This window comes from Rhodocaloribacter litoris, assembly GCF_011682235.2.
Lineage (GTDB): Bacteria > Bacteroidota > Rhodothermia > Rhodothermales > ISCAR-4553 > Rhodocaloribacter > Rhodocaloribacter litoris.
This window is the reverse complement of record NZ_CP076718.1, coordinates 3,156,189-3,172,360: the sequence shown is the minus strand read 5'-3', so window position 1 is coordinate 3,172,360 and position 16,172 is coordinate 3,156,189. Positions and strand designations below refer to the sequence as shown.

Sequence of the window (16,172 nt, the reverse complement as noted above, 5' to 3'; positions counted from 1 at the left end):
ACACGACGATGCGGGAGTAGTCCAACGTCCAACGTTCAACGTCCAACGTTCAACGCGAAACCCGTAAACCCTAGAACCGCATGCCCCACCTGCTCGACTGGCATTTGCTCGATGACGCGACATGGAGGCGGTGCCTGACGGCCGCCGTGGCCCACTACCGGGCCGGGAAGACGTGGACGGAGGCCGCCCGCGGCAAGAGCATTGCGCTGATTTTCTTCAATCCTTCGCTCCGCACGCGCACGTCGATGGAGCTGGCGGCCGTGCAACTCGGCGCCCACGCCACGACGATCACGCCAGGCTCCGGCACGTGGGGCTTTGCCTGGGGCGAGGGGGTGATGGACGGCGACGAGGCCGAGCACATCCGCGAGGCCGTGGGGGTGCTGTCGCGGTACTACGACGCCCTCGGCGTGCGCCTCTTCGCCTCCGGCACCGACTATGAGCAGGACCGCACCGACGCCCTGCTGCACACCTTCGCCCGCCATGCCGGCGTGCCCGTGGTCAACCTGGAGTCCGCCTTCTACCACCCCTGCCAGGCCCTGGCCGACGCCGCCACCCTCGCCACCCGCTTCGACGGCGACGTCCGGGGCCGGCGGTTCGTGCTGACCTGGGCGTATCACCCGAAGGCGCTGCCCATGGCCGTCCCGAACTCGGCCCTGCTGGCGGCGGCCCGGCTGGGGATGCACGTCACCGTAGCCCGTCCCGCGGGGTTCGAGCTGGATGAGGGCGTCATGGAAACGGCGCGGGCGTATGCGGCCGCCCACGGCACGGCCGTGGAGGAGACGGACGACCCGGACGCGGCCTACGACGGGGCCGAGGTGATCTACGCCAAAGCCTGGGGCGGGCGGCTTCGGTACACGGACCCCGACGCCGAGGCGGCCCTGCGCGCGTCGCACCGGGGCTGGCGCGTGACGGCCGAACGGATGGCCCGCACCCGCGACGGGGTCTTCATGCACTGCCTGCCCGTCCGGCGCGGGGTGGTGGTGGACGACGCCGTCCTCGACGGGCCGCAGGCGATCCACCTGCTCCAGGCCGAGTTCCGCCTGCACGCCCAGAAAGCCATCCTCGAACACCTGTGGGGGCTCCCGCATCCCCGGTTGGAGGTCTTCGGCCCCGCCTTCGTCCTGGACTGAACCATTCCCGGCCATCAACCATGTCGTTGAACCCCCATGGAAGGGAGGCCGCCCGGCCCGTCGTCGTCAAGGTGGGCGGGGCGCTCGTGGCCGAGCCGGAGCGGCTCGATCCGCTGTGGGCGGCCGTGGCACGGCTGCGTGAGACGACGCCGGTGGTGCTGGTACACGGCGGCGGGCCGCAGGCCACAGCCATGGCGCGGCGACTGGGGCACGAGCCCCGCATCGTCCACGGACGCCGCGTGACGTCCGACCTCGACCTCGACATCATCCGGTGGACCCTGCGGGGTGAGTTGAACACCCACCTGGTGGCCCAGGCGCACCGCCACGGGGTGCCGGCCGCCGGCCTCTCCGGCGCCGACGGCGGGCTGGTCCGCGTCGTCCGCCGCCCCCCCTGGCAGGTCGACGGCGAGACGGTGGACTTCGGCTGGGTGGGCGACGTAGAGGCCGTGCGCCCCGGCATCGTCGCGGCCCTGCTGGCCGGCGGCTTCGTCCCGGTGATCGCGCCGCTCGGCATCGACGCAGCCGGGCAGGTGTACAACGTCAATGCCGACACCGTGGCCCGGCACCTGGCCACCGCCCTCGGGGCCGCCGCCTTCCTCCTGGTGACCGAAGCCGGCGGCCTCCGTCGCACCCCGTCCGATCCGGCTTCCCTCCTCGACCGGTGCGACGCCGCCACGTTCGAGCGGGGCGTGGCCGACGGGTGGATCCAGGGCGGCATGCGCGTCAAGCTCGCCGTCGCCTTCGAAGCCCTCCGGGCCGGCATCCCCGACGTGTATGTCCTCGCGCCGGACGACCTGCTCGAACGCCGCCGCGCCACGCGCATCCTCCCGTGAAGCCATGTCCGACGCCGTCGCCCTCCTGAAGGACCTGATCCGCTTCCCCTCGCTCAGCCTCGAAGAAGGCCCGATCGCCGACTTCGTGGAGGCCCGGCTGCGGGCCGCCGGGGTGCACGTGGGGCGCCACGCCAACAACGTCTACGCCTGGCTGGGCGAAGGGCCGGACACGCTCCTGCTCAACTCCCACCTGGACGTCGTGCCCCCCTCCGAAGACCATCCCTACGACCCCTTCACCCCTACCGAGGTGGACGGCCGGCTCTACGGACGCGGTGCCGTGGATGCCAAAGCCAGCGGCGCGGCCATGATGACGGCGCTCCTCGACCTGGCGCACGAGGGGTGGCAGCCCCGGAACGGCCGCCTCCTGCTGGCGCTGACGGCCTGCGAGGAAGGCGGGGGCGGCTACAACGGCCTGCAGGACCTGCGCCCCCACCTGCCGCCACTCTCCGCCGCCCTCGTCGGCGAGCCCACCGGCCTGCGGCCCTGCGTGGCCCAGAAGGGGCTGCTCATCCTGAAGCTCCACGCCCGTGGACGGAGCGCCCACGCCGCCCGCGCCCACCTGGGCGACAACGCCATCGTCCGCGCCGCCCGCGACGTGCTCGCCCTCCAGCGCCTCACGTTCGACCGCGCCGACCCGTTCCTCGGCCCCCCCACCGTCAACGTCACCATGATCGAGGGCGGGACGAAGAACAACGTCATCCCGGACCGGTGCACCCTCACGCTCGACATCCGCTCCACGCCCGCCTACACGCACAAGGAACTGACCGAATACATCGCCCGGCACGTCGAGTCCGACGTGGAGGTCTACAGCAAGCGCCTCATCCCCGTCGCCACGTCGCCCGACGCCCGCATCGTGCGGGCCTGCCGCACCGCGCTCCCCGAGGCCGAGCCCTTCGGCTCACCCACGGCCTCCGACTGGATCTTCCTGGCCGACGTGCCCACCGTCAAGATCGGGCCCGGCGAGAGCCCCCTCTCCCACACCGCCGACGAGCACATCGCCGTCGCCGAGGTCGAGCAGGCCGTGGCGGTGTACAAACGCATCATCCGGGCCTATTTTTCCACGCACGAAGCATCAACCTGAACAGGCCCATGCTCTGGCAGAAAGACACGCGCGTCGAGGACTGGGTGACGCGGTTCACCGTGGGGGAAGACTATCGCTGGGATACGCTTCTGCTGCCCTACGACATCGAAGGGACACGGGCCCACGCCTGGGGGCTGGCGCAGATCGGCCTCCTCTCCGCCGAGGAGTTTGCCCGGATCGAAGACGCCCTGGGGCAGCTTCTCGCAGACTACGAAGCCGGCCACGTCACCGTCACACCGGCGGACGAGGATTGCCACACCGTGATCGAGACGTACCTGACCGAACACCTGGGCGAGGTGGGTAAGAAGATCCATACGGGGCGCTCCCGGAACGACCAGGTGCTGACCGCCCTCCGTCTCTTTCTCCGCGAGCAACTCCGGGCGCGGGGCCGGCAGGTGCACGCCCTCGCCGAGGCCCTCTGCCGCCTGGGCGACGCCTACGACGACGCCCTGATGCCGGGCTACACCCACCTCCAGCGGGCCATGCCCACCACGGCCGGGCAGTGGGCGCTGGGCTATGCCGAATGCCTCCTGGCCGACCTCGACGCGCTCCGCCACGCGGCAGGGCAGGTCAACGTCTCGCCGCTGGGGAGCGCCGCCGGGTACGGCGTGCCCTACCTCGAGCTGCCCCGTGAGGAGGTCGCCCGCCGGCTGGGCTTCGACGGCGTGCAGACCCACGTGACGGCCGTCCAGCTCTCGCGCGGCAAGCTGGAACTGCACGTGGCGCACGCGCTCGTGCAGGTGGGCGCCACGCTCAACCGGATGGCGTCCGACCTAGTGCTTTTCAACAGCGCCGAGTTCGGCTTCGTGGAGCTTCCGGCCGAATACTGCACCGGCAGCAGCATCATGCCGCAGAAGCAGAACCCCGACGTGCTGGAGCTGGCGCGGGCCACGTACCACCGCCTGCTGGCCGAGATGAACGTGCTGCTCACGCTCCCGGCCAACCTGCCCTCGGGCTACCACCGCGACCTCCAGCTGACCAAAGAGGCCGTCATGCGGTGCACCCTGCTGGCCGGCGACCTGCTCGCGGCGATGAACCACGTCGTGCCCGGACTCCGTTTCGACCGCGAGCGGCTGGCTGAAGCCTGCACACCCGAGCTGTATGCCACAGCCCACGCCCTGGAACTGGTCCGCGACGGCGTGCCGTTCCGCGAGGCCTACCGCAAGGCCGCACAGGCCGTCGGGACGCGGGCCGCGCCGGACGCCGCAGACGCCCTGGCCGCCTACCGGGTGGACGGCTTCCCCGGCCGGGGCCGCCCGGACCTCCTCCGCCGGCGCCTCGAGGCCCACCGGGACTGGCTGGAGCCGGCATGAACGGTCGCCCTTTGTGTGCGCCGGCGCTATATTCCTCCCCGAAGCAAACCGCAGCCCGTGCGGGACCAGGGTGCCCTTCAGCGGGCCGCCCGTTCCCCTGGTCTTCCCGTCCCTCGAAACCGCCTGCCCCCATGCCCCGGATCCCCCGATCCATCGTCTCTCGCTTTCTTGTCCTTCCTTCGCTCCTGCTCCTGGCGCTCGCCCTGCCGGTGGCCCCGGCGCCCGGCCAGCCGCTGACGGACGAGGCCCGGCGGCAGGGGTACGTCCATGCCGGGGATACCACGTACTTCGTGTTCGACGCCGGGCTGTACGGCGTGCGGCCCGAGCGGGTGGTGGTGACCGGCCCGTTCCGCAGCTGGGACGGCAACATGGACCTGCCCGCCTGGCAGCTTCGCCCCCGCGACGGCGGGGTGTGGGTGCTGGCCGTGCCCAACCCGGCCTACCGTAGCCTGGCCCCGGGGACCCCCTTCAAGTACCGCATCGACGACGGCATCTGGCTCGACCCGCCGGCCGGGGCGCCCAACGCCGAGGGGGGCAACCTGGTCTTCCTCCACGGCGTCACCCCGCCCACGCTGAAGGCCGAGATCGCCGGGCCGCGGGCCGTCTGGGCCGACGTCTCCGGCGACGGCGTCACGCGCCCGCTCGACCCGGCGGCCTACCGCCTGACCAACGCCCGGGGCGACGTGATCCCGCTGGCCGCCGTCCTCCCGAACACGGCCTCCCGCACCCTCCTCATCCCGGCTTTCGACCTGGACTGGCGGCGCGTCTATTATCTGGCGTTGCCGGATCAGGGGCTGAAGGCGCTCGTCCGCCGCGATCCCTCCTTCCGCACCCTCTACAGCGACCTCCCGCTCGGCGCGACCGTGAGTGAGGATGCCGCCGAGACCACCTTCCGCCTCTTCGCCCCCCGGGCCGAGCGGGTGGCGCTCTACCTCTACCTCCACCCGGATCAGCAACCCGAGGAGGCCGACGCCGTGGTCGACATGACGCCCGTGGGGGGCGGCGTCTGGGAGGCCCGGCAGCCCGGCGATCACCACGGCGTGTACTACGACTTCCGCGTCTACGGCCCGCCTGACCCCGGCAACTTCTTCTTCGGCACCCACCCCGTGCAGGTCACCGACCCGTATGCCCGCGTCAGCCTCGACTCGTTCGGCAAGGCGCGCGTATGGCGCACCGAGGCCCCGCCACGCCCCGTACGCGGGGGCCGCCCCCGGATGGAAGACGTCGTCGCCTACGAGGTGCACGTGCAGGACTTCACCGACCTCCTGCCCGTCGACGACGACCTCAAAGGGACGTTTCCCGCCATGGTCACCCCGGGCCTGACCAACAGCCGGGGCGAGCCCGTCGGGTTCGACTACCTCAAGGAGCTGGGCGTCAACGTCGTCCACCTGATGCCCGTGCAGGAGTACCTTCACTACCCGGACGACGCCTGGCAGGCCGCCTTTGCCGACGACCCCTTCGCGCAGGCCATGGGCATCGACCGGGAGAACTACCAGTGGGGCTACCGGACCACGCACGCCTTCGCGGTGGAGAGCCGCTACCGCCAGAAAGGGACGCCGCCGGGCACCGAGCGCCGGCAGTTCCGCGCCCTCGTCGAAGCCTTCCACGACGCCGGCATGGCCGTCATCATCGACCTGGTGCCCAACCACACCGGCGAGAACATGGACGGCCGCCATTTCCTGTTCAACTTCAACGCCCTCGACAAACCCTACTATTACCGCACCGATGAAAACCTGGAGCACATCGGCCCCTTCGGCAACGAGGTCAAGACCGAAGACCGGCCGATGGTGCAGCGGTGGCTCATCGACCAGTGCCGGATGTTCGTCGAGGAGCTGGGCGTCGACGGCTTCCGCATCGACCTGGCCGGGCAGATCGACGAGCAGACGCTCTACCTGCTGAAGGCCGCGCTGCCCGAGGACATCATCCTCTACGGCGAGCCCTGGATCGACGCCAGCGACCCCGAGGTCCGTAAGAACCCCGACTGGGACTGGTACAAGGAGGACGCCCCGATCACCTTCTTCCAGGATGCCACCCGAGATGCCTTCATCGGCTCTCCCTTCCGCCTGGTGGACAAGGCCACGGATCGGGGCTATGCCGGGGGCAACGCCGCCCTCCGCGAGGACGCCATGCGGGCGCTCGCCAACGCTTACCCCGAGGAAGCCGCCTCCCCCAACCAGGGCATCGCCTACCTGGACATCCATGACAACTGGGCGCTGGCCGACCGATTCGCCGTACAGGACTGGAACGGCAACCTGGGCGTGGACGCCGGCCCCTACAAGATCGCCGCGACGCTGCTCATGACCACCGTCGGCCCCGTCGTCCTCCACGGCGGCACCGAGATGATGCGGAGCAAGGGCCTGGCCCCGCTGGAGGAGTTCGAGCGCGAGATCGAAGGCGGCCCCATCCACTTCAAAGGGCGGGACGACACGTACAACCTGCGGGCTCCCAACCGGTTCGTCTGGGAGAACGTGGGCCGCACCGACGGGCCGAACGACTACGCCGGCATGCTGGCGTACTGGAAGGGGCTGATCGCCTTCCGGATGAGCGACGCCGGCAAGGTGTTTCGCCGGGCGGAGCCCGTGCCCGAGGGCTATTACCGGTGGATCCTCCCCGAGGACCCGCACCTGCTCGGCTATGTGGTCGACGGCCGCGTGCTGGTGCTCGTGAACACCTCCGGCGCCGAGCAGACCTTCACCGGCGTGACGCTGCCCGGCGACACCTGGCGCCTCATCGCCGACGCCGACCGCGTCGACCACATCGCCGGCCTCGACGGCCCCGACGCGACGCTCGACGGCAGCGCCGCGCATGACCTCACCCTGCCGCCGACGAGCGTGAAGATCTGGGTGCGGGAATGAACGCCGGGCCGGCACCATGACCTCGAACGACGACTTCTTCGCCCGCCTGCCCGCCGTGACGGACTTCCGGGACGTGGCCGACCCGGCCCACCACCACCCGGTGCCGCCGGACTGGTACGTCCTCGTGGCGGACGTGGAAGGCTCGACGGCGGCCGTCGAGGCCGGGCGGTACCGTGCGGTCAACTTCGTCGGGGCGGCGTGCATCGCGGCGGCGCTCAATGCCGCCGCACCGGTTTCGCTGCCCTTCGTCTTCGGCGGCGACGGCGCCACGCTGCTGGCCCCCGCCTCATGCCTTCCGGCCCTGCGGCGCGCCCTGACGGGCATGCAGCGGCAGGCGGAGGCGGCCTACGGGCTGCGCCTGCGCGCCGGCGCCGTGCCGGTCGCCGACCTGTATGCCGCCGGCCACACCCTCACGCTCTGCCGCTACGCACCGGACCCGGGCTATGCCCAGGCTATCCTGCTGGGCGACGGGCTACCCGAGGCCGAGCGTCGCATCAAAGACCCCGTGGACGGACGAGCCTACCGCTTCGCCCCGGAACCCGGCACCCCCGCGCCCGACTGCACCGGCATCGAATGCCGCTGGCGTCCCATCCGCGCGCGGCACGGCGAGACCGTAACGCTCCTCGTCGAGGCCCTCGGGCCGGACGTGCACGCCACCTACCGCCGCGTCCTCGACGCCATCGACCGGTGCTACGGCCCCGAAACCGACCGGCGGCCCGTCGTCGCGGACCGGCTCCGGGCATCGTTCAGCCTGCCGTACCTGCACGCCATGGAACCGAAGGTGCGCGTGCCGGAGGCCCCGCTCCGCCGGCTCGCCTACACGCTCAAGATCTGGTTCCAGCAGTTCCTCCTGCTGCTCTTCATCCGCTTCGATGTGCGCACCGGGCCGACCCGCTGGCGCGACTACCCCGGCCGTATCGAGGCCACAACGGACTACCGCAAACTCGACGCCGTGCTACGCATGGTGCTCCAGGGTCCTCCTGCCGCCCGCACCGCGTTACAGGCGTTTCTGGAGGCGGAGCGGGAAGAGGGCACGCTGCGCTACGGCCTCCACGTGGCCGATAGCGCGCTGATGACCTGCCTCGTCTACGAGCGGATGGGCGCGCAGGTCCACTTCGTCGACGGGGCCGGCGGGGGCTACACCCGGGCGGCCCGGATGCTCAAGGCCCAGGCCGACCCCCGTGATCAGGCACGCCCCGGCACGGCCAGCGGCAGCGCCACGTGAAACGTGCTGCCACACCCCGGCCCCTCGCTCTCGGCCCAGAGCCGGCCCCCGTGGATCTCCACGAAGCGGCGCGCCAGCGTCAGGCCCAGGCCCAGGCCGTCTTCGCGGCGTGTCATGTGGTCCTCGACCTAGAAGAACTCGTCGAAGATGCGCTCCCGGTGTTCCGGCGCGAGGCCGATGCCGGTGTCTCGGATGGCGACGTGCGCCCGGTCGTCCTCCACACACAGGCGCACGGTGATCTCGCCCGGCTCCGGCGTGAAGCGCAATGCGTTCGACCATAGGCTGGTGAAGACGCGGTGTAGCATCCCCTCATCACCCGGCACACACACGCTCGGCGCCGACAGGTCCAGCGTCACCCGGTGCCCTCGCCGGCGGGCCTCCGGTTTCATCTCCAGGTCGATGCACTCGATCAAGGCGTTCAGGCACACCGGATGGAGCGATGCCTCCAGCCCGCCCGTGCGGATGCGCTCCAGATAACCCATCACGTCGATGACCTCGCGCATGCGCCGGGCAGCGGCCCCCGCATCTTCTACGAACGACGCCAGCGGCCCCTCGACCTCGGCGCGGAGCAGGTCCAGCACCCCGGTGATCGCCGCCAGCGGCGTACGCAACTCGTGGGAGGCCAGCGCCAGGAAATCCGACTTCAGGCGGTCGAACGAGGCCAGTTTATCGTAGGCCTGTTGCAGGGCCTGCCGCTGCCGGGCGTTCCGCAACGCAATGGCCGCGTGCGCGGCGAGGATGGTAAGCACCTCGGCATCGGCGTCCGTGAAAGCGCCGGTGCGTTTGTTGAGCGCCTCCAGCACGCCCGTGGGCCGGCCGTCGATGCGCATCGGCACACCGAGCAGGGAGCGCGTCCGGAAACCGACCTGCCGGTCCACCCCGTCGAAGTGCCCGTCCACCGCGCGGACGTCGTCGATGCGGCGGGGACGGTTCTCGGTGAAGACGGCGCCGGCAATGCTGCCATCCAGGGGAACCAGGATGCGCCGGATGGCCACCGGGTCGGACCCCGTGGCGGCAGCGAAGCGAAGGCACCCCCCTTCCTCCTCGAAGAGCAGGAGCGAGGCGGCCTCGCAGTCCAGCACGCCCGCCGCCGTCTCGATGATGTACTGCAGGAGGTCGTCCAGGTCCTCCATCGTGTTGAGCCGCACGCTGATCTCCAGCAGCCGCTCGTATTGAGGTGCACGTAGCCTCCTGCCCGGCCTCAATGCCCTGACCAATCGCATGGAAACGCCTCCGGCCCACTCGGCCCTGCAAAACCTCTTTCGCTTCTCGTATCGCCCCTCGCCGGCGTCACTTAAGCCCCCGGACGCCCCCCTCTCATCAAAAGTACGCCGGATACCGGGCCTGCCCGGGCTGATAGCGCCGCCGGAGCGTCGCCAGATCGGCGGCCACGTCGGCGGTGGGATGGAACGGCGGGGTGATGACGACGGCCTTGCGGCCATAGTCCAGGATCACCGGCACGACGGGCACCCCGGCCCCCGTGGCAATGCGGTGGAAGCCCGTCTTCCACTGGTCCACCTTGCGGCGCGTCCCCTCGGGCGAGAGGCCCAGGACGAACCGCTCCCGTGCGCGAAACGCCGCCACGGCCGCCTCGACCACGCCCTGCCCCCGCGAGCGGTCTACGGGAATGCCGCCCATCCACCGGAAAAGCCGGCCGAACGGCCCCCGGAACAGCGTATGCTTGCCCAGCCAGTGCACGTCCAGGTCCAGCGCGAAGGCGGCCGCCATGGCCACGACGAAATCCCAGTTGGACGTGTGCGGTGCCCCGATGATGACGAACCGCCGCAGGTTCGGCGGCGTGCCTTCGATGCGCCATCCCATCAGGCGGAGCACCGTCCGCCCGAGCCATCGCGTGAAGGCGTTTCCACGTTGCGGGACTTCGGGGCCGAGCCGGGGAAGATCCATGATAGAGCGCTGGGCCATGCTATTGAAGGTGTCGTTGTGCAGCGCGATGTAGCCGCACCCTTCGCGGGTGCGCCCCCTGGCCTACAGGAAAGCCCGGGCTGTTCATCCGCCGTGCACCCGGGCGACTTTCAGGATCAGGGGCCAGCGGATGCGCTGCCTCGCGCCGGGAGCGCCCCAGGCCGCCGTCAGGTCGCGCCGGATCGCCTCGCGGGGATCCTCCCCCCGGTCCTCCACATAGCGGCGTGCGGCGCTCCACGTCCCGAGATACCCCAGGAACGTCTCCAGGTCCCAGTCCACTTCGTAGACGAACGAGGGGGTCTCCAGCGGCGCGAACGGGAACGGCACGTCATAGCCCCGCAGGTAGTACGCTCGCTCCGGCGGCCAGTAGGCGTCCAGCACCTCCCGGTAGTACCGCTCTACGACCGCATCGACCGCCGTCGTGACGGTGCACATCTCGTAGGCCAGCACGGCGAGCACCGCGTGGGGCCGCGTCACCCGGCGCACCTCCGCGTAGAACCGGTCGAGGTCGAACCAGTGGAGGGCCTGCGCCACCGTCACCAGGTCGACCGAGGCCCCGGCCAGGGTGGTCTGCTCCGCCGGTTCGACGCGGTAGGTGATGCGCGGGTGCGGCACGGCCCGCTCGATCTGCCGGGCGCTGGCATCCGTGGCGACGACCTCGTCGAAGTGCCGGGCCAGCCCGAGTGCCGCCTGCCCGTTCCCCGTCCCGGCATCCCAGGCCCGCTCATGCACCGGCACCCGTCCGGACAGAAAGGCGAAGACGGCGGGCGAATAGCCGGGGCGGTACCGGGCGTACGCCTCCGCCACTGCAGAAAAATGATCACGAAACGACATAGGGGACAGGTAGGATGGGAGATTGAATAGTGAAGGCTGGAAGGATGAAAGCACCCTGGCCTTCCCTTTGTGTCTTTGTGTCTTCGTGGCCTAAAATCGTTCCTCTCGATGCCCTTGCTCAACACGCCTCCTTGTGCCATGCCTACCTGAAAAGTGCAGCGGGAGAATTGAGATCACGGTATGGCGTGCGTAAAATGGGGTCCTCCACCACGCCCATGACTGGACCCTCCCATGAAACGCCTGTTGCCCCTGCTTGTGTTCTCGCTCCTCGCTTTCCCTGCCCCCGGACAGAAACTGCCACCGGGACCGCAGGTGCTCACCTTCTTCTCCGACGTGGACGACACAGAGCAGCCGTATGCGATCTACCTCCCGCCGGGCTTCGATGAGACGCGGCGGTACCCGCTGGTCGTGAGCCTGCACGGCGCCGGCTCGAACCACCGGCTCAACCTCCGGCGCGTCTTCGGCAAAAGCAATGCGGGCGACGAGACGGACGTAGAAGCCAGCCGCTATTTCCCCGCATGGGAAGACGTGGACTTCATCGTCGTCTCGCCCTATGCCCGGGGCACGATGGGCTACCAGGGCATCGCGGAGAAGGACGTGCTCGACGTGGTGGCGGACGTGCGGCGGCGCTTCCCCATCGACGAGAACCGGATGTATCTGACCGGCCTGTCGATGGGCGGCGGCGGCACGCTGTGGATCGGGCTCTCCCGGCCCGACCTGTGGGCAGCCATCGCGCCGGTGTGCCCGGCCCCGCCCCCCGGCACCTGGACGCTGGCCCCGAACGCGCTCAACCTGCCCGTGCACTTCTTCCAGGGCGGCGCCGACCCGGTCGTACGCCCCGAGGGCACCCGCGCCTGGGTGGACAGCCTGAAGGCGCTGGACACGCAGGTCGCCTACGAGGAGTACGAGGGCGTCGGGCACGACAGCTGGGTGCAGGCCTACGAAGGCGGCCGCATCTTCGACTGGTTCGCCCGCTTCGAGCGCAACCCCTACCCCGAGCGGGTGCGGTTCGTCACCGCGCGCTATGCCGCCCGCCGGGCCTACTGGCTCCGCCTCGACGCCTTCACGCCCGGCACCCCGGCCCGCATCGACGCCCGGTTCACCGGCCCGAACCGGCTCCGGATCGACACCGGCGCCCTCGACGGCTTCACGCTGCACCTTTCCGGCCACCCGCGCTTCGACGCCGGTCAGGCGCTCGCCGTCGAGCTCGACGGTGAGCGCTTCGAGGTGCCGGCGGCGGATTCCGTCTCCTTCCACCGGGACGGCGGGCGCTGGCAGGTTGGCCCGGCCCCGGCACGGGGCAAACGCCCGGGCGCCGAGGGACCGATGACGGCGGCCGTGGCCGGGCGGCACGTCTACGTCTACGGCACGGCCGGCGAGCCCGGCGAGGACGTGCTGGCCGCCCGCCGGGCGGTGGCCGAGCAGGCCGGCAACTGGTCCGTCTACCGCGGGCCGTTCTGGGGACGGGTGATGGTCTTCCCCCGCATCATCTCGGACCAGGAGGTGCGGCCCAGCGATCTCGAAAGCGGCAGCCTGGTCCTCTTCGGCACGAAGGAAACCAACCGCCTCATCGCCCGGCTCGCCGACCGCCTGCCCCTCCACCTCGACGATGCGGCCACGGACCGGTACGGGCTGGTCTACGTCTATCCCCACGAGGGCCACTACGTGCTCGTCAGCGCCGGGCTGCCCTGGTGGCACGGCCGCGACGACGCCTTCCGCTTCGGGCTGGGCGTCGTGGCCCTCCAGCTTCCCGGGGATGCGGACTTCCTCCTGTTCGAAGGGAGCCGGGAGAACCTCATCGCCGCGGGCCGCTTCGACGACGCCTGGCACCTGCCGCCCGAGGCCGCCGAAGCGATCCGCGCCACCGGGGTCGTCACGCTCGCCCCCACGGTGCTTCCCGGCGGCGAATGAAGCGGTCAGCCCGTCCCCGGCGCCCCGGTCTGCCGGCCGGTCATGGTACGATAGAGCCGTTCCACCTGCCGGCGGAGGTGCGCCAGGTCGCCGTCGTTCTCAATGACGAAGTCGGCGCGGCGCCGGAGTTCTTCGGGCGGCAACTGGTGTGCCATGCGAGCCCGCACCTGCCCGGGGGTCGCACCGTCGCGTTCCGCCACCCGGCGGATGCGCTCCTCCACGGGCGCATCGACCACGGCCACGGCGTCGAGGTGGCGGTCGCCGCCGGTCTCGAAGATGAGGGCGGCTTCTTTGACGAGCAGCGGGACGCCGTCGGCCTCCGCCCGGCGCCGGGCCTGCTCGAAGGCGGCGTAGACGCGCGGGTGCACGATGGCGTTGATCCGGGCGACGTTCGCCTCGTCCCCGAAGACCTGCTGCGCCAGGTAGGCCCGGTTCAGTCGCCCTGCGGCGTCGTAGCTGGCCGGGCCGAACGCGTCGACCAGCTCGGCCCGGACCGCCGGGTCCTCGGCCATGATGCGCTTGGCCTCATCGTCGGCGTAGAAGACACGGGCGCCGAGGGCTTCGAGCATCCGGCACACGGTCGTCTTGCCGCTGCCGATCCCGCCGGTGACGCCGAGGGTTTTCACCATACCGTGATACAGGACAAGGTTGAAAAGCGATTCATGACACTCGATCTGGGCCTGATCGACGAGGCCGTCGCCTTCCTCGACGGGCAGGTCCGCCGGACGCCGGTGGAGCCCGCCCCCCTGCTCTCGGCGCGGCTCGGCGTGCCCGTCTACCTCAAGCTCGAATGCCTGCAACTGACCGGCTCGTTCAAGGTACGGGGGGCCCTCTTCGCGCTCTCGAAGCTGTCCGAAGCCGACCGCCGGCACGGGGTGGCTACCTGCTCGGCCGGGAACCACGGCATCGGGCTGGCCCATGCCGCCCACCGGCTGGGCATTCCGGCGACGATCTATGTCCCCGCCGGCGTGGACGAGGCCAAGCTCCGGGCGATCGAGGCGCTGGGCGCCCGCGTCGTAAGGTCGGCCTTTTCCGGCTATGATGCCACCGAAGCCTGGGCACGGCAGGAGGCGGCGCGGGCGGGCCTGCCCTTCCTCAGCGCCTACGACGACCCGCACGTCATGGCCGGCAACGGGGGTACCGTGGCCGCCGAAGTGCTGGCCGACGTGCCGGAAGCACGCACCTTCCTCCTGCCCGTCGGAGGCGGCGGGCTTGCCGGCGGCTTCGGCTTCTATGTGAAAGAACGGCTGCCGGACGCCCGGCTCGTCGCCTGCCAGCTCGCGGCCTCGCCGGCCCTCCTGCGCTCGCTCGAACGCGGCGCGGCCGTGACCGAGATGCCGCCCGTCGAGACGGTGGCCGGCGGCCTGGAAGGGGGGCTCGGCGTGCTGCCGTTCGCGGTGCTCCGGGACCGGGTGGACCACGTCGCCCTGGTCCCGGAGCAAGACCTCCGCGAAGGCGTTCGATGGATGCTCGACCACCACCGCTACCTCGTCGAGCCTTCCGCCGCCGTCACCGTGGCCGCCTGCCTCGCCGGCGACGTGCCTCCCCCCGCCGGGCCGGTGGTCGTCCTCCTCTCCGGGCGCAACGTGAGCCTGGCCACCCTCCGCAACATCCTCGCTTGAACGACGGCGCGTCCGTGCGCCGGCCCACCGGCCGCCGGGGTCCTGCGGGATCCGAAACCCAAACACTGCAACGCTCTAGAAGATGGTCGTTCCTTCCGTTCGAGACTGGCACCCGGCCTCCTGGCGGGACCGGGAGGCCCTGCAACAACCCGACTACGAGGATACGGAAGCGCTGGAGACGGTACGGGCCCACCTGGCCGCCCTGCCACCGCTGGTGACCTCGTGGGAGGTCGAACGCCTGAAACAGCAGCTGGCCGAAGCCGCCGCCGGCCGGCGCTTCCTGCTCCAGGGCGGCGACTGCGCCGAACGCTTCGACGAATGCAGCGCCGCCGTCATCACCAACCGGCTCAAGGTGCTGCTGCAGATGAGCCTGGTGCTCGTCTACGGGCTGCGCCTGCCCATCGTCCGCGTCGGGCGCCTGGCCGGCCAGTATGCCAAGCCCCGCTCGGCCGACGTCGAGACGCGCAACGGCCGGTCGCTGCCCAGCTACCGGGGCGACATCATCAACGGACCCGGCTTCTCCGCCGACGAACGGCGCCCCGATCCCCGGCGCATGCTCGAAGCCTACAGCCGCTCGGCGCTCACGCTCAACTTCATCCGCGCCCTGGCCGAAGGCGGCTTCGCCGACCTGCACCACCCCGAATACTGGGACCTCGACTTCGTCCAGCATTCCCCCCTGGCCGCCGACTATCGCCACATCGTCGACGCCATCGCCGAGGCCATCCGCTTCATGGAAACCGTCTCGGACGCCCCGCTGCACGCCCTCGAACGGGTCACCTTCTACACGAGCCACGAGGCGCTCCTGCTGCCCTATGAGGAAGCGCTGACCCGCTTCGTGGCCCACCGCCCCGGCGCCTACAACCTCTCGACACACTTCCCCTGGATCGGTATGCGCACGGCGCAGCCGGACGGCGCCCACGTCGAATACGCCCGCGGGATCGCCAACCCGATCGGCCTCAAGGTCGGGCCCGACATGACCCCCTCCTGGCTGTGCGACCTCCTCGACCGGCTCAACCCGGACGACGAACCGGGCCGGCTGACGCTCATCACCCGCTTCGGCGCCGACCGGATCGGCGACTGCCTCCCCCCCCTCATCGAAGCCGTCCGGGCCACCGGCCGCATGGTGCTCTGGTGCTGCGACCCCATGCACGGCAACACCGAAACCACCGAGTCGGGCCTCAAAACCCGCCGCTTCGAGAACATCCTGGCCGAACTCGAACAGGCCTTCGACATCCACGCGGCGATGGGCACGCACCTCGGAGGCGTCCACTTCGAACTGACCGGGGAGGACGTGACCGAGTGCATCGGCGGGGCCCGCGGCCTCGACGAGGCGGACCTCGAGCGCGCCTACAAGTCGCACGTCGATCCCCGCCTCAACGGGGAACAGGCCCTGGAGATGGCCTTCCGCATCGTCCGCAAGCACCAGCGCATGCGCGCCTGAGCGC

The 16,172-nt window shown here is 70.7% G+C and carries 12 protein-coding genes and 1 pseudogene; 9 read left to right on the top strand and 4 right to left on the bottom strand.

The annotated features are described in order from the left end of the window. Window positions 1-80 precede the first annotated feature (80 nt). From GQ464_RS13195 to GQ464_RS13170, 6 genes are all read left to right on the top strand, one after another. The gene (locus GQ464_RS13195; RefSeq protein ID WP_166978248.1) at window positions 81-1,130 is read left to right on the top strand and encodes an N-acetylornithine carbamoyltransferase; all 1,050 of its coding nucleotides are present in this window, start codon (window positions 81-83) and stop codon (window positions 1,128-1,130) included. A 20-nt stretch (window positions 1,131-1,150) separates the two neighbouring features. Next, entirely contained in the window at window positions 1,151-1,963 is an 813-nt protein-coding gene (gene argB, locus GQ464_RS13190; RefSeq protein ID WP_166978250.1) for an acetylglutamate kinase, read from the top strand. Between the two features lie 4 nt (window positions 1,964-1,967). Next, entirely contained in the window at window positions 1,968-3,044 is a 1,077-nt protein-coding gene (locus tag GQ464_RS13185; protein WP_166978252.1) for a M20/M25/M40 family metallo-hydrolase, read from the top strand. 8 nt (window positions 3,045-3,052) lie between these two features. Further along, a complete protein-coding gene (gene argH / locus GQ464_RS13180; protein WP_228350286.1) occupies window positions 3,053-4,357 on the top strand; it encodes an argininosuccinate lyase in 1,305 nt (434 codons plus the stop codon). Between the two features lie 131 nt (window positions 4,358-4,488). Then, window positions 4,489-7,212, top strand: a complete 2,724-nt coding sequence (locus GQ464_RS13175; protein WP_228350285.1) for an alpha-amylase family glycosyl hydrolase — start codon at window positions 4,489-4,491, stop codon at window positions 7,210-7,212. 16 nt (window positions 7,213-7,228) lie between these two features. Beyond that, window positions 7,229-8,437, top strand: coding sequence for a DUF3095 domain-containing protein (locus GQ464_RS13170; protein WP_166978254.1), 1,209 nt, complete (start codon window positions 7,229-7,231; stop codon window positions 8,435-8,437). Here the strand turns inward: GQ464_RS13170 and GQ464_RS13165 are convergent. The 3 genes and pseudogenes from GQ464_RS13165 to GQ464_RS13155 form a co-directional block, all read right to left on the bottom strand. Further along, window positions 8,398-9,570 (bottom strand): annotated as a pseudogene (locus GQ464_RS13165) (GAF domain-containing sensor histidine kinase). The gene GQ464_RS13170 and the pseudogene GQ464_RS13165 sit on opposite strands and share 40 nt — an antisense overlap. Window positions 9,571-9,757: 187 nt before the next feature. Beyond that, window positions 9,758-10,360: a lysophospholipid acyltransferase family protein gene (locus GQ464_RS13160; RefSeq protein ID WP_228350284.1), complete on the bottom strand. Its 603-nt coding sequence runs from the start codon at window positions 10,358-10,360 to the stop codon at window positions 9,758-9,760. Window positions 10,361-10,444: 84 nt separating this feature from the next. Next, entirely contained in the window at window positions 10,445-11,194 is a 750-nt protein-coding gene (locus GQ464_RS13155; protein WP_166978260.1) for a class I SAM-dependent methyltransferase, read from the bottom strand. Between the two features lie 231 nt (window positions 11,195-11,425). On the opposite strand from GQ464_RS13155, the gene GQ464_RS13150 reads away from it, so the two are divergent. Beyond that, complete coding sequence (locus GQ464_RS13150) at window positions 11,426-13,105, top strand: carboxylesterase family protein (protein WP_166978262.1); 1,680 nt, start codon at window positions 11,426-11,428, stop codon at window positions 13,103-13,105. Window positions 13,106-13,110: 5 nt separating this feature from the next. Here GQ464_RS13150 and coaE read toward each other — a convergent pair whose 3' ends face one another. After that, complete coding sequence (coaE, locus tag GQ464_RS13145) at window positions 13,111-13,734, bottom strand: dephospho-CoA kinase (RefSeq protein WP_166978264.1); 624 nt, start codon at window positions 13,732-13,734, stop codon at window positions 13,111-13,113. A gap of 33 nt (window positions 13,735-13,767) precedes the next feature. Here coaE and GQ464_RS13140 point away from each other — a divergent pair, with 33 nt between their 5' ends. Together GQ464_RS13140 and GQ464_RS13135 are read left to right on the top strand one after the other, a co-directional pair. Beyond that, window positions 13,768-14,727 (top strand): threonine ammonia-lyase, encoded by a 960-nt coding sequence (locus GQ464_RS13140; protein ID WP_166978265.1) that lies wholly within the window; start codon window positions 13,768-13,770, stop codon window positions 14,725-14,727. Window positions 14,728-14,809: 82 nt separating this feature from the next. Further along, window positions 14,810-16,168, top strand: coding sequence for a class II 3-deoxy-7-phosphoheptulonate synthase (locus tag GQ464_RS13135; RefSeq protein ID WP_166978267.1), 1,359 nt, complete (start codon window positions 14,810-14,812; stop codon window positions 16,166-16,168). Window positions 16,169-16,172 lie beyond the last annotated feature (4 nt).